This is a genomic window from Pseudomonas sp. FG-3G (genome assembly GCF_901007645.1).
GTDB classification, from domain to species: Bacteria; Pseudomonadota; Gammaproteobacteria; order Pseudomonadales; family Pseudomonadaceae; genus Aquipseudomonas; species Aquipseudomonas rhizophila.
In genome coordinates, this window is the sequence record NZ_CAAKGZ010000002.1 from 65,116 (window position 1) to 78,720 (window position 13,605).

The window sequence follows — 13,605 nt, forward strand, 5'->3', positions numbered from 1 at the left end:
GGCGGCCCGTTCTCGAGGAGGACTCCATGTTTACCGGCATCATCGAATCCATCGGCAGCATCCGTGCACTGACCCCCAAGGGCGGCGACGTGCGGGTTCATGTCGAAACCGGCAAGCTCGACCTGAGCGACGTCAAACTGGGCGACAGCATCGCGGTAAACGGCGTGTGCCTGACCGCCGTCGAACTGCCGGGCAATGGTTTCCTGGCGGACGTCAGCCGCGAAACCCTCGACTGCACCGCCATGAACGATCTCAAGAGCGGCAGCCCGGTCAACCTGGAAAAAGCCCTGACCCCTACCACCCGCCTGGGCGGACATCTGGTCAGTGGCCATGTCGACGGCGTGGGTGAAGTGGTTGCGCGCAGCGATAACGCCCGGGCCGTGGAGTTTCGCATCCGCGCCCCGAAAGAGCTGGCCAAGTACATCGCCCATAAAGGCTCGATCACCGTCGATGGCACCAGCCTGACGGTCAATGCGGTGGATGGCGCCGAGTTCCTGCTGACCATCATTCCGCACACCTTGAGCGAAACCATCATGGCCTCGTATCGGCCCGGTCGCCGGGTCAACCTGGAGGTTGACCTGCTGGCCCGTTACCTGGAGCGCCTGCTGTTGGGCGACAAGGCAGCAACGCCTGCAGCCGGTAACATCACTGAAAGCTTTCTGGCCGCCAACGGCTACCTCAAATCCTGACCCAAGGGGGTGCCGCGTGGCGCTCAATAGCATCGAAGAACTGGTTGAAGACATCCGCCAAGGCAAGATGGTCATCCTCATGGATGACGAAGACCGCGAGAACGAAGGCGACCTGATCATGGCCGCCGAGTGCTGCAAGGCCGAACACATCAACTTCATGGCCAAGCACGCCCGTGGCCTGATCTGCATGCCCATGACCCGCGAGCGCTGCGAGCTCTTGAAGCTGCCATTGATGGCGCCGCGCAACGGTTCCGGCTTCGGCACCAAGTTCACCGTGTCCATCGAGGCCGCCGAGGGCGTGACCACCGGTATCTCCGCCGCTGACCGTGCCCGCACTGTGCAGGCTGCCGCCGCGAAAGACGCCAAGGCCGAAGACATTGTCAGCCCCGGCCACATCTTCCCGCTGATGGCCCAGGCCGGCGGCACCCTGGCCCGTGCCGGCCACACCGAAGCGGCGTGCGACCTGGCGCGCATGGCTGGTTTCGAAGCCAGCGGCGTGATCTGCGAAGTCATGAACGACGACGGCACCATGTCCCGTCGCGCGGAACTGGAAGCCTTTGCCGCCGAACACAACATCAAGATCGGCACCATCGCCGACCTGATCCACTACCGGATGATCCACGAACGTACCGTTCAGCGGATTGCCGAGCAGCCGCTGGACAGCGAACTGGGCCAGTTCAACCTGGTGACCTACCGCGACTCGGTGGAAGGTGACGTGCACATGGCGCTGACCCTGGGCACCGTGTGCGCCGAAGAACCGACCCTGGTGCGCGTGCATAACATGGACCCGCTGCGCGACCTGCTGATGGTCAAGCAGCCCGGCCGCTGGAGCCTGCGGGCCGCCATGGCCGCGGTGGCCGAGGCCGGCAGCGGCGTGGTCCTGCTGCTCGGACACCCGCTCGATGGCGACGTGTTGCTGGCGCACATCCGTGAAACCGGCGATAACACCATCGTGAAAAAACCGACCACCTACAGCATCGTCGGCGCCGGTTCGCAGATCCTGCGGGACCTGGGCGTGCGAAAAATGCGCCTGATGAGCGCACCGATGAAATTTAATGCGATATCCGGTTTCGACCTGGAAGTTGTAGAATACGTGCCCTCCGAATAATGGCCCGGGATTTCCGGCTCAGTATTCGCGGCTAATATCACTAAGGAGCGCGTATTCGAACGCGCTCTGGCTCTTTAAGAGATCTGACGAATGACCCTGAAGACCATCGAAGGTACCTTCATCGCCCCTCAAGGCCGCTACGCTCTGGTAGTGGGCCGTTTCAACAGCTTCGTGGTTGAGAGCCTGGTTGGCGGTGCGGTCGATGCCCTGGTTCGCCATGGCGTGAGCGAAAGCGACATCACCATCATCCGTGCGCCTGGCGCCTTCGAAATCCCCCTGGTTGCGCAAAAAGTCGCTCAAAAGGGCGAATATGCGGCGATCATCGCCCTGGGCGCGGTCATTCGTGGCGGTACTCCGCACTTCGAATACGTGGCCGGCGAATGCACCAAGGGCCTGGCCCAGGTGTCCATGGAATTCGGCGTGCCGGTCGCCTTCGGCGTGCTGACCGTTGATTCCATCGAGCAAGCCATCGAACGTTCCGGCACCAAGGCCGGTAACAAAGGCGCCGAAGCTGCCCTGTCCGCCCTGGAAATGGTCAGCCTGCTGGCGCAGTTGGAGGCCAAGTGATTAGCGACGAAAGCGATCGTTTCAACCCGCGCGATCCCAAGCCAGCCGATGCCGGCAAGCCTTCGAAGAGCGTCAAGCGTCGCGAAGCCCGTCAGCTCGCGACCCAGGCGCTGTATCAATGGCACATGGCCAAGCAATCGCTGAACGAGATCGAAGCGCAGTTTCGGGTCGACAACGATTTCAGTGACGTTGACGGCGCGTACTTCCGCGAGATCCTGCATGGCGTCCCGGCCCACAAGACCGAAATCGACATTGCCCTGGCTCCTTGCCTGGACCTGACCATCGAAGAGCTGGACCCGGTTGAACTGGCCGTGTTGCGCTTGTCCACCTGGGAGCTGATGCAGCGCGTCGACGTTCCGTACCGCGTAGTGATCAACGAAGGGATCGAGCTGGCGAAAGTCTTCGGGTCCACCGATGGGCACAAGTTCGTCAACGGTGTACTCGACAAGCTGGCCCCGCGTCTGCGTGAAGCTGAAGTGAAGGCGTTCAAGCGCTGACCGGCGTTTGCAGCGACTATGGGCGAATTTGAGCTGATCCGTCATTACTTCGCCGCCGCGTCTTGCGCGCAGGGCGGCGAGGGCGTTGCGCTTGGGATCGGCGACGACTGTGCCTTGCTGGCCGTTCCACCCGGGGAGCAGTTGGCGGTGTCCACCGATACCCTTGTGGCCGGTGTGCATTTTCCAGACCCTTGCGACCCGTTCCTGCTCGGCCAGCGCTCGCTGGCCGTGGCGGTCAGTGACCTGGCCGCCATGGGCGCGGCTCCTTTTGCATTTACCCTGGCCCTGACCTTGCCGACGGTGACCGCCGATTGGTTGCAAGCCTATGCCCGTGGTTTGAACCAGATGGCCCAGGCGTGTGATGTCGCGCTGGTGGGCGGTGACACGACGCGTGGGCCGCTGAGCATGACCCTGACGGTGTTCGGTCGCGTGCCGTGCGGCCAGGCCCTGACTCGCGGCGGCGCGCAGCCTGGTGATTGGCTATGTGTCGGTGGCGAGCTGGGCAATGGCGCTGGCGCATTGCCGCTCGTGCTGGGGCAGCGCACCGCCGAACCGGATATCGCCGAGCCGCTGCTGGCGCATTATTGGTCGCCACGCCCGCAAATCGACCTCGGCCTGGCGCTGCGGGGCAAGGCTGGTGCGGCGATGGATATCTCTGATGGCCTGCTGGCCGATTGCGGGCATATCGCCCTGGCGTCAGGTGTGGCGTTGCACGTTGAACGCGACCGCCTGCCATTGTCCAAGGCTCTGGTAACGTTCCTGGGCCGAACGAATGCCGCGCACGCCGCGTTGAGCGGTGGTGACGATTACGTGTTGCTATTCACCTTGCCACCTGTGCGACTGATGGCGTTGCAGGCCGAGGGCTGGCCGATCCATGTGATCGGTCGCGTGGTGGCCGGGCAAGGTGTCGCGCTGCTCGACAGCGATGGACACGACATCACCCCGCAAATCCGGGGCTATCAACATTTTCGGGAGACACCGTGACAGATCATCCCAACCAGGTCCCGGCGGAATTCGTTCCGCCCTCGGTCTGGCGTAATCCCTGGCATTTCCTGGCGTTCGGCTTCGGTTCGGGCACTTTACCTAAAGCTCCGGGCACCTGGGGCTCGCTGGTTGCGCTACCCTTTATACCGTTGTGGCAGATGTTGCCGGACTGGGGCTACTGGCTGATGCTCGGCATCACCATGCTGTTCGGCTTCTGGCTGTGCGGCAAGGTGGCGGATGACCTGCGGGTGCACGATCATGAGGGCATCGTCTGGGACGAAATGGTCGGCATGTGGATTACCCTGTGGCTGGTGCCTGAAGGATGGTATTGGCTGTTGGCGGGTTTTCTGATGTTCCGCTTCTTCGATATCCTTAAGCCTTGGCCGATCCGCTGGATCGATCGCAAGGTGCATGGAGGCGTAGGCATCATGCTTGACGATGTATTGGCCGGTGTCTTCGCCTGGCTGGCGATGCAAGGATTGGTGTGGTGTTTCTCCTGAGGGATTCAGGCATGGGCGCAAGCCGCGCACTCTTACTGCTGTTGTGTCTGGGGATCTGCTTCGGCGCGCGGGCGGCCGAGCCGACGGCGCTGCCCGACAAGGTGCGCGCGGCCAGTGAGGAGTGGGCGGATTACTCCCAGGCTGATGGCAAGGGCATGGCGTGGGACATCTTGCGTGAAGTGTTCGAGCCCGCAGGCGTGAGGCTGGAAACCCGCAGCGTGCCGTACACCCGTTCAATCGGGCTGGTGCAGCGCGGTGAGGTCGATGTGCAGGTGGGCGCTTATCTCGATGAGTCGGAGGGGGTGCTTTATCCCCAATGGCACTATGATGTCGATCACATCTATGCCTTGGGGCTGGCCTCCAAACCGTCTCCTACACTGGCGACGGTCGGCAACTATCGGCTGGTGTGGATGCGTGGCTACGAATACGACAGCTACCTGCCTAACATCCGAAAATTCAACGAAATTCACCGCGCCGTGGGCATCCTGCCGATGCTGGTCCATGATCGGGCCGATTTTTATATCGATGCGTTGATGGAAATCGAGAACTTGCTTGCCAAGACCGAGAATCCCCAGCAATTCAAACTTTCGCCGCTGATCAATCTGCCGCTCTATCTGGGTTTCGCCAACACCGAAAACGGTCGGGTGCTACGGAACCTGTTTGACCGGCGCATGGCTGAATTGGTGAAGAACGGTCGACTGAAGCCGATTTTTGCACGCTGGAAACAACCCTATCCCTTCGACGAACACGGCAGGCCACCAAAGCCGTAATCAATCTTTTCGATGTTTATGGCTGAAAATTCAGCCTGAGCGTCGGTCGGGGCGTGCTGTTACAATGCCCGCCTCTGCGAATCTCCAGTAATAGATCAGGAGCACACCGGTGCCTGTCGTTTTTGTTGCCGCTTCCAAGCTGCCAACGCCCTTTGCGCAATTCACCATGCATGGTTTTCTCGATGAAGCCACTGGCCGCGAGCACGTCGTGCTGAGCCTGGGTGATTTCGCCGACGGTGCCCCGGTACTGGGCCGCCTGCATTCTGAATGCCTGACGGGCGATGCCTTGTTCAGCCAGCGCTGTGATTGCGGCTCGCAACTTGAGGCCGCGCTACGGGCCATTGCCCGCGAAGGGCGTGGCGTGCTGCTTTACTTGCGCCAGGAAGGCCGCGGCATTGGCCTGCTGAACAAGATTCGCGCCTATGAGCTGCAAGATGGCGGCGCCGACACGGTCGAAGCCAACGAGCGCCTGGGGTTTGCGGCCGACCTGCGTGACTACAGCATCTGCCTGCCGATGCTCGAGCATCTGGGCGTCAAGTCGTTGCGCTTGATGACCAACAACCCGCGCAAGGTCAAGGCGATGACCGATATGGGCATCGTGGTGGCCGAGCGTGTGCCACTGCACACCGGGCACAACCCCCACAACAAACTTTACCTGGCGACCAAGGCCAGCAAGCTCGACCACATGATGGGTAACGAGCATCAGGGCGAGGTTGATCGGGCGTGACGCGCGGTCAGGTTCGGCGGCGACTGTCCGTCAGTTGGTGGCAATACCTGGCGCTGGCCTTGCTGCCGCTGTTCGTGATCAACGCGGTATTCGGCCAGGGCGAAGCGATTCTGCCGGTGCTGGCGATGCCGCTGTTTATCGCTGGCGTGGCCTCGATGTTCGTCAGCCTGCGCTTCTTTGGCGCTTACAAACACGCCTTGATCGCCACCCAAAAAGCCCTCGATACCCCCGAAGAGCCTCAAGCCTGGATCGCCTTGGCGGCCCGGCGGCGTGTGGCCTTTCTCGCTGCTGGCCTGCCGGCCTGGATTGGCGCCCTGGCGGTGTTCGTGGGCCTGGAAGCGGTGCCGTTGATGCTGCTGGCGTTGTCCACGACGGTATTGTTCTACCTGTATCGCATCCCGCGTCAGCTCGGTTGATGATCCGCTGGCTGGCGGTCCTGCTGTTGGCCGTCAGCGCCTCGACGGTGGCGGCCCAGCGTGTGGTCAGCCTGGCTCCATCCCTGTCTGAAATCGTGGTTGAACTGGACTCCGCCGACCTGCTGGTGGGCGTGCTGGATGGCGGCGATCGGCCCTTGGTGTTGAAAGACCTGCCTTCTGTGGGGCGTTATGGGCAATTGGACATGGAGCGCTTGCTCAGTCTCAGGCCCGATCTGCTCCTGCTCTGGCCCGGCAGCGTCGGCAACGCCCAACGCCAGCAGCTCAAGGGATTGAAAATTCCTGTCTACGTCGCCGAACCCCACAGTCTCGACCAGCTCATCACCCAAATCGAAGCCATCGCCACGCAACTCGGCCGCCCGGAACGGGGCGTGGAGCGAGCGGCGCAGTTGCGCGGGCGTCTTGAGGCGTTGCGTCAGCGCTACCGGCGCGACACGCCGTTGCCGGTGTTCTATCAGGTCTGGGACCGGCCGCTGTACACCGTTGGCGGCGAGCAGATCATCAGTGATGCGCTGGCGGTTTGCGGGGCACGCAATGTGTTTGCCGACCTGACCCTGCCGGCGCCGCAGGTGAGTGTGGAGTCAGTGTTGCAGCGCAATCCGCAGATCATCCTGGCCACGGACCAGGCCCAGCTCGACGCCTGGAAAGCCTGGCCGCAGCTGGCGGCGGTGGCGCAGGGGCGGCTGCTGTTGGTCAGTGACAAGGGGCTGGAGCGACCCAGTGGGCAGATGATCGAGGCGACGGCGCGGTTGTGCGGGCTAATTGCGCCGGACAGATAAACCGCGGTGCTCCCAATCGCGAGCAGGCTCGCTCCCACAGGGATTTGTGTTGAACGCCGATTCTGTATCAACCACAGCCCCCTGTGGGAGCGAGCTTGCTCGCGATGAGGCCAGCCCAAGCACTACAGATCCTGACTCAGCGTCCCGGGGTCCAGGTCACCCCAAACAACCAGGCCCGGCCTTCCTCACGATACCCATACTGCCCACCTTCATGGCTATACAGCGCCCGGCTGTAACCCTTGTCCAGCAGGTTATCGACCTTCATCTCCAGCTTCACCTCGCGGTTCAACGCCCAACTGCCGCGCAACCCGAGCAGGGCATATCCGCCCAGGGCATTGCGGTTGTTCTCATCGTCGTAGCTGCTGCTCACCGCTTGCCAGCTGGCGCCCAGGCTCAAGCGGTCAAATTGGCGATCCAGATCCAGGCTCAAGGTCCGGCGGGCGCGGCGGGCCAGGGTGTGGCCGCTGTCGCGGTCCCGTGGGTCGATGATGGCCAGGCCCAAATTGCCCTGCCAGCCGAATAACTCTTGGCTCAGGGCTGCTTCGAAACCGTTGATTCGTGCCGAGGCGACGTTTTGTGGGCGTGAGTTGCTGCCGAAAATAATCGCGTCTTCCAGGTCCGTGCGGTACAGCGAAGTCTCCAGGCGGGCGCTGTCGCTCAGTTGGCTGCGCCATTGCAGTTCGTAGCTTTTGGCGGTTTCGGGTTCAAGGTCCGGGTTACTGAAGTCCGGGTAGTACAGGTCGTTGAAGGTCGGTGCGCGGAAGCTTTCGCTGTAGGTCAGCAGTACATCATTGTCCGGATTCACCGGTAGGGTGAACGTGCCGCTCCAACTATTCTGGGCGCCGAATTGCTGGTTCTGGTCGCGGCGCACGCCCAGTTCGGTGGAGAACGTTTCGCCCCGGAAACGATGCTGGATAAACGCCGCACGGTTCCAGCGGCTGTCTTCGTCATACGGCGTGCTGCTGTTGATCCGATCCTCATACCAATCACCACCGACAATCAGGCTGTTGCGATCGTCCAGCGTTACATCGTTCTGCCAGGTCAGCGAGTCGCGGTAGGTGTTGAACACTTCCCGGACATCGCTGAGCTTGTCGAAGGTTTTTTCACGGTTTTCGCTGTGGCCCAGTTCCAGGCGCGATTTCCACGCGTCGTTGATGCGCCCATCGACATAAGTGCTGAAACTGCTCACCGCAAATTCACTGTAGGGCTGCTGGGGCAACGACTCGAAGGTGTTCGGGTCGAAGCGGCCGAACGGGTTGTCGTATTCGCTTTTGCCGCGGTTATCCAGCAGGTTCAGGCCCACTTCCAGGTCAGCGTTGAGCTCATGACTCAAGCTCAGGCTCAAGGACTGGTTGCGGTTGGCATCAAGGTCACGGTCGCTGGCGTAGGACTCATGGGTGCGATTGGTCCCATCGCTTTCATCCAGGCTGGCGCCGAGGCTGAAGCGTGTTCGATCATCACCGCCGGACAGGCCCAGGCTGCGCTCCCAGGTCTGGTGGCTGCCGAAACCCAGGTGCAAGCGCGGTTGCAGGCCTTGTTCGTTACTGCGACGGGTGAAGATCTGGATCACCCCGCCCACCGCGTCGGCGCCGTAGATCACTGAGCGCGAACCGCGCAGCACTTCCACCCGTTCGATCTGGTTGATGTTCAGGCGTTGCAAGTTGCTGTCGCCGGAGGTGGAGTTGCCGATGCGCTGGCCGTCCACCAGCACCAGGCTCTGGGCCGATTTGGTGCCGCGAATGTAAATCCCCGGCAGGCTGCCACGCCCGCCCAGCGGCGCCACCTGAACCCCCGGCACACGGCTGAGCAGGTCGGTCACGCTGGCCGGTTGCAGGCGTTCGATGTCGTCACGGGTGAATACCGTGTTGGCGGCGCTACTGTCGTTGCGGGCCTCGACCTGGCGATTGGCGCTGATGACCACGTCGGGGAGCTTGAGGGCCTGATCGCGTTCGAAGGTGTCGGCCAGCAGCTCGGTGGTTGGTAGCAGTGAGAAGGTCAGGGCGAGGCGCAGTTTCATGGGTGTTCCGAGAAATATGGCTCCACGCATACCCCTGTGGGAGCGAGCCTGCTCGCTCCCACAAGGGATTTGTGTGGTCTGAAGATTTACCGGCCCAGCACCTGCAACCGCTGGCGCACGGCCGCTTCGATCCCGGCCTCGTTCAGCCCGCATTCAGCCAGCATCTGCGCCGGTTTGGCGTGTTCGACGTAGATGTCCGGCAGGCCCAGGTGCAGCACCGACTTGAGGATGTTTTCCCGGGCCAGGAACTCGCTGACCGCCGCTCCGGCGCCGCCCATGATGGCGTTTTCCTCGACAGTCACCAGCAGTTCGTGACTGCCGGCCATCTCGCGCACCAGGGTTTCGTCCAGGGGTTTGACGAAGCGCATGTCCACCACGGTGGCGTCCAGGGTTTCGGCGACCTTCAAGGCCTCGGCCAGTTGCACGCCAAACACCAGCAGGGCGGTCTGCTTTCCCTGGCGGCGAATCACGCCCTTGCCGATTTCGATCGGCTCAATATCAGCTTCAATGGTCGCATTCGGGCCGCTGCCGCGAGGGTAGCGCACCGCCGCCGGGCCATTGAACAGGTGCCCGGTGGTGAGCATTTTGCGCAACTCGTTTTCATCGCTCGGCGTCATCAGCAACATGCCGGGGATGCAGCGCAGGAACGAAAGATCGAAGCTGCCGGCGTGGGTCGGGCCGTCTTCGCCTACCAAACCTGCACGGTCGATGGCGAACAGCACATCGAGGTTCTGCACCGCGACGTCATGAACAAGCTGGTCGTAGCCGCGTTGCAGGAAGGTCGAATAAATCGCCACCACCGGTTTTGCGCCTTCACACGCCATGCCAGCGGCGAGGGTGACAGCGTGCTGCTCGGCAATCGCCACGTCGAAGTAGCGCTGCGGGTAGCGCTCGCTGAAGGCCACCAGGTCCGAGCCTTCCTTCATCGCCGGGGTAATGCCCACCAGGCGCGGGTCGGCGGCGGCCATGTCGCACAGCCATTGGCCGAACACAGCGGAATACTTCGGTCCGCTGGCCTTCTTCGGGGCGGTGGCCGGGGCGTCCACCGGCTCAAGCTTGGTGATGGCGTGGTAACCGATCGGGTCGACTTCCGCCGGGGCGAAGCCTTTGCCTTTCTTGGTGACCACATGCAGGAACTGCGGGCCTTTGAGATCGCGCATGTTGCGCAGGGTGGCGATCAGAGTGGGCAGGTCATGGCCGTCGATGGGGCCGATGTAGTTCCAGCCCAGCTCCTCGAACAGCGTACCGGGCACCAGCATGCCCTTGGCGTATTCCTCGGTGCGGCGAGCGATTTCCCAGGCGCCTGGCAGGCGCGAGAGCACCTTTTTACTGCCTTCACGCATGCTGGCGTAGGTGCGGCTGGAAAGAATCTTCGCCAGGTAGTTGGACAACCCGCCGACGTTGCGCGAGATCGACATGTCGTTGTCGTTGAGGATCACCAGCATGTTGGCGTTGACTTCCGGCGCGTGGTTCAGCGCCTCGAAAGCCATGCCTGCCGTCAGTGCACCATCGCCGATCACGGCAATCGCCTTGCGCTCGCTGTTTTGCAGACGGGCGGCAATCGCCATGCCCAGGGCGGCGCTGATGGAGGTGCTGGAGTGGCCGACACCAAAGGTGTCGTACTCGCTCTCGGAGCGCCGCGGGAACGCTGCCACGCCGTCCTTCTGGCGCAGCGTGCCCATGCGCTCGCGACGGCCGGTGAGGATTTTGTGCGGATAGGCCTGATGACCGACGTCCCACACCAGCCGGTCGTCCGGGGTGTCGAATACGTAATGCAGCGCGATCGTCAGCTCGATGACGCCAAGGCCGGCGCCAAAGTGGCCACCGGTCTGGCCGACCGTGTAGAGCAGCTCCAGGCGCAACTCATCGGCCAGGGTTTCCAGCTCGGCTTCACCCAGGCGACGCAAGCCGTCCGGCGTGTTGGCGCGGTCCAGCAGCGGCGTGGTCGGGCGTTTGCGGGGAATCTCTTGAAACGTCGTGGGCATCAGGCGAATCGTTATAGGTATAGAAAGAGGCGGCAGTTTACCTTATGCATCGCAAGCTGCCCACGCGTAGGCCGGAACTTGGCCGATACGCAGTCTGACCCCGTATCAGCTACGGCGTTCGACGATATATCGGGCCAGCTCGCGCAACGGCTCGGCCGCCGCGTCAAAGGGTCGCAGCGCGCTCAAGGCCTGGTCGCGCAACTCCAGGGCATAGGCCTTGGCAGCGTCGAGGCCGAGCAGGGCCGGGTAGGTCGGTTTGTCGCGAGCGATATCGGCGCCCTGGCGTTTGCCCAGGGTCTGGGTATCGCTTTCGACGTCAAGGATGTCGTCCTGCACCTGGAACGCCAGGCCAATGGCCCGAGCGTAGGTCTGCAAGGCTTGCAATTGGTCAGGCGTGGCCCGACCGCTGGCCAGGGCACCGAGTTTGACGCTGGCCTCGATCAAGGCGCCGGTCTTGTGCCGATGCATGTATTCCAGCGCGCTCTGATCCAGCTTGAGGCCCACTGAACCGAGGTCGATGGCCTGGCCGCCGACCATTCCGGCTGGGCCTGCCGCCAGCGCCAGGGCGCTGACCATGTCCAGGCGAATCTGCGCCGGGCAATCGTTCAGCGTCGGCTCCAGCAGGGCGCTGAACGCCAGGCTCTGCAAGCCGTCACCGGCCAGGATCGCGCAGGCTTCGTCGAATTTCTTGTGGGTGGTGGGTTGGCCGCGACGCAAATCGTCGTCGTCCATGGCTGGCAAATCATCATGGACCAGCGAATACGCGTGGATCAGCTCCACGGCGCAGGCCGCGCCGTTGGCCTGTTCAGGGGCGCCGCCCAAGGCTTCGCACGCCGCGTAGGCCAGCAGCGGACGCACGCGCTTGCCGCCGTTCATCACGCTGTAGCGCATGGCCTCGTACAACCGCGCCAGCTCAGGGCTTGGGGCGGTGAACAGGGTATCCAGTGCCGCGTTCACCCGGGCCTGACTGCCGGCCTGATAAGCGCCGATCATTCAGGCTGGTCCGCGTCGAAAGGCTCTTCGGTCAGCTCACCATCGCGTTCGAGCAACAGTTGCACCTTTTGCTCGGCCTGGGCCAGCGCCGCCTGGCAGTCGCGAGTCAAGCCGATACCCTGCTCGAAGGCGGTCAGCGAGTCTTCCAGCGACAACTCGCCGTTCTCCAGCCGCTCGACCAGCGTTTGCAGGTCGGCCAGAGATTGTTCGAAGTCCAGTGCAGCTTTTTTGCGGGCCATGGCGGCGATTCCGGTTGACTGTTAAACGGGCGCGACACTAGCAGACATGGGGTATTGGGGCAAATCAGAGCAGGATCTGCGCGGTCTGTGAGGCACTGCTTTTTGGTAAGGGGCAAGCTCCTGCTGGACCTGTAGGAACTGTCGAGTGCAACGAGGCTGCGATCTTCCCCCTGCCAATTGAATCTTGAGCGAAAGTTAGAAGATCGCAGGCTTCGCCAGCGCCAATAGAGGCAACGGGATTACCTCCGAAGCTACGTCAGTTTCCGTATTCGGCTCATTTCGTGAGCCGAATAGCCACGCTAATCGGCTCACGCCCCCCTCAGTACGTGATTTCCCACACAGATTCGCGCGTTCCCTGATTGTGAATAATCCGCCGAATCGCTAACCTTCGCCGCATCTACGGGCCCCTTGTGGCGGGGCCTTCAGACGTAACCCGAATAATGACAGGCAGCGCCGAGGAAGGACGCCGGGTTGGGTCATGCATGGCAGGAGGCAGACATGCGTTTTCTTTCATTGTTGATCGTGCTGGCGGGCGCGCCACTGGCGTGGGCCGAGCCTGCCGTCGAGCTGTCGGAACCGGTGGGCGGCTGGCGCTACAGCGGCTTGCTCGATCGCACTGAAAACCCACGCGTGGCCTATCCCACGCCGCCCATCGACCGCGGCGTGCAGCGCAATCGCACGATGATCGAGGGTCGGCTCAAGGCCATGGGCACGGCCCGGGCGCCCCACAGCCTGGCCGTCAACGGCAATCCACTGAATCTCTATACCGACGATGAAGGGCGTTTCGCCCGCCCGTATGCCTTTGGTGCTGGCTCCAACAGCGTCGAGGTACGCAGCTCCGCAGGCCAGTCCCTCAAGCGCGTGCAGTTCTATGAAGCCAACAATCAGCGAACCCCGGCGCAGATCCGCGTGGTGCTGGGCTGGGACGATCCCAAGGCCGAGTTGGACCTGCACATCGTCACTCCCGACGGCCAGCATGCGTTCTTCGGCCGACCGGCGTTGAGCAACGGCGGCGGCCTCGACCCCGATGGCGTCGATGGCCCTGGCCCTGAGATGTTCACCATGACCGCGCCGATGCACGGTACCTACCTGGTCTACGTGAACTACTGGGGCAACTACAGCAACGGTGGCTACAACTTCGAGGAAACCAGCAACCAGAACGAGGTGATCACCTCGCAGATCAACCTGGTGCTCAACGAAAACACCGTCGATGAAAAACGCGAAACCTTTGTCGTGCCCCTGCGCGCCATCGGCGATCTGTTGCTGGTCAAGACTTTCAACTACTAAGTATCCGCTCCACGGATGAACAGGCCCTT

The 13,605-nt window shown here is 62.5% G+C and carries 15 protein-coding genes; 11 read left to right on the forward strand and 4 right to left on the reverse strand.

Annotation, left to right across the window (positions count from 1 at the left end):
• Nucleotides 1–26: 26 nt before the first annotated feature.
• The 10 genes from PSEUDOMOFG3G_RS01410 to PSEUDOMOFG3G_RS01455 all read left to right on the forward strand — a co-directional run bounded on the left by PSEUDOMOFG3G_RS01410 (nt 27) and on the right by PSEUDOMOFG3G_RS01455 (nt 7,055).
• Nucleotides 27–689: a riboflavin synthase gene (locus PSEUDOMOFG3G_RS01410; RefSeq protein WP_047229745.1), complete on the forward strand. Its 663-nt coding sequence runs from the start codon at nt 27–29 to the stop codon at nt 687–689.
• 16 nt (nt 690–705) lie between these two features.
• On the forward strand, nt 706–1,797 hold the full coding sequence (gene ribBA, locus PSEUDOMOFG3G_RS01415; protein WP_076383459.1) for a bifunctional 3,4-dihydroxy-2-butanone-4-phosphate synthase/GTP cyclohydrolase II: 1,092 nt from the start codon (nt 706–708) through the stop codon (nt 1,795–1,797).
• Nucleotides 1,798–1,887: 90 nt separating this feature from the next.
• On the forward strand, nt 1,888–2,364 hold the full coding sequence (ribE, locus tag PSEUDOMOFG3G_RS01420) for a 6,7-dimethyl-8-ribityllumazine synthase (RefSeq protein ID WP_047229743.1): 477 nt from the start codon (nt 1,888–1,890) through the stop codon (nt 2,362–2,364).
• Nucleotides 2,361–2,861: a transcription antitermination factor NusB gene (gene nusB, locus PSEUDOMOFG3G_RS01425; protein WP_047229742.1), complete on the forward strand. Its 501-nt coding sequence runs from the start codon at nt 2,361–2,363 to the stop codon at nt 2,859–2,861. Before ribE ends, nusB begins: the two co-directional genes overlap by 4 nt.
• Nucleotides 2,862–2,879: 18 nt before the next feature.
• Entirely contained in the window at nt 2,880–3,845 is a 966-nt protein-coding gene (thiL, locus tag PSEUDOMOFG3G_RS01430; protein WP_139049059.1) for a thiamine-phosphate kinase, read from the forward strand.
• Complete coding sequence (locus tag PSEUDOMOFG3G_RS01435; RefSeq protein ID WP_047229740.1) at nt 3,842–4,345, forward strand: phosphatidylglycerophosphatase A; 504 nt, start codon at nt 3,842–3,844, stop codon at nt 4,343–4,345. The genes thiL and PSEUDOMOFG3G_RS01435 overlap by 4 nt, the downstream gene beginning before the upstream one ends.
• 11 nt (nt 4,346–4,356) lie before the next feature.
• The gene (locus PSEUDOMOFG3G_RS01440) at nt 4,357–5,115 is read left to right on the forward strand and encodes an ABC transporter substrate-binding protein (RefSeq protein WP_139049060.1); all 759 of its coding nucleotides are present in this window, start codon (nt 4,357–4,359) and stop codon (nt 5,113–5,115) included.
• Between the two features lie 109 nt (nt 5,116–5,224).
• Nucleotides 5,225–5,842, forward strand: a complete 618-nt coding sequence (gene ribA / locus PSEUDOMOFG3G_RS01445) for a GTP cyclohydrolase II (RefSeq protein WP_092394778.1) — start codon at nt 5,225–5,227, stop codon at nt 5,840–5,842.
• Nucleotides 5,839–6,258 (forward strand): hypothetical protein, encoded by a 420-nt coding sequence (locus PSEUDOMOFG3G_RS01450; RefSeq protein WP_047229737.1) that lies wholly within the window; start codon nt 5,839–5,841, stop codon nt 6,256–6,258. Before ribA ends, PSEUDOMOFG3G_RS01450 begins: the two co-directional genes overlap by 4 nt.
• The gene (locus PSEUDOMOFG3G_RS01455; RefSeq protein WP_047229736.1) at nt 6,258–7,055 is read left to right on the forward strand and encodes a cobalamin-binding protein; all 798 of its coding nucleotides are present in this window, start codon (nt 6,258–6,260) and stop codon (nt 7,053–7,055) included. Before PSEUDOMOFG3G_RS01450 ends, PSEUDOMOFG3G_RS01455 begins: the two co-directional genes overlap by 1 nt.
• A gap of 136 nt (nt 7,056–7,191) precedes the next feature.
• Here the strand turns inward: PSEUDOMOFG3G_RS01455 and PSEUDOMOFG3G_RS01460 are convergent, their stop codons facing one another.
• From PSEUDOMOFG3G_RS01460 to PSEUDOMOFG3G_RS01475, 4 genes are all read right to left on the reverse strand, one after another.
• Nucleotides 7,192–9,072: a TonB-dependent receptor domain-containing protein gene (locus PSEUDOMOFG3G_RS01460; protein ID WP_139049061.1), complete on the reverse strand. Its 1,881-nt coding sequence runs from the start codon at nt 9,070–9,072 to the stop codon at nt 7,192–7,194.
• 86 nt (nt 9,073–9,158) lie between these two features.
• Complete coding sequence (gene dxs, locus PSEUDOMOFG3G_RS01465) at nt 9,159–11,057, reverse strand: 1-deoxy-D-xylulose-5-phosphate synthase (protein ID WP_139049062.1); 1,899 nt, start codon at nt 11,055–11,057, stop codon at nt 9,159–9,161.
• A gap of 105 nt (nt 11,058–11,162) precedes the next feature.
• The gene (gene ispA / locus PSEUDOMOFG3G_RS01470) at nt 11,163–12,050 is read right to left on the reverse strand and encodes a (2E,6E)-farnesyl diphosphate synthase (protein WP_047229734.1); all 888 of its coding nucleotides are present in this window, start codon (nt 12,048–12,050) and stop codon (nt 11,163–11,165) included.
• Nucleotides 12,047–12,289, reverse strand: coding sequence for an exodeoxyribonuclease VII small subunit (locus tag PSEUDOMOFG3G_RS01475; RefSeq protein WP_047229733.1), 243 nt, complete (start codon nt 12,287–12,289; stop codon nt 12,047–12,049). The genes ispA and PSEUDOMOFG3G_RS01475 overlap by 4 nt, the downstream gene beginning before the upstream one ends.
• 498 nt (nt 12,290–12,787) lie before the next feature.
• Between PSEUDOMOFG3G_RS01475 and PSEUDOMOFG3G_RS01480 the strand changes: the two genes are divergently transcribed.
• A complete protein-coding gene (locus tag PSEUDOMOFG3G_RS01480) occupies nt 12,788–13,576 on the forward strand; it encodes a YfaP family protein (RefSeq protein ID WP_139049063.1) in 789 nt (262 codons plus the stop codon).
• Nucleotides 13,577–13,605: the final 29 nt, after the last annotated feature.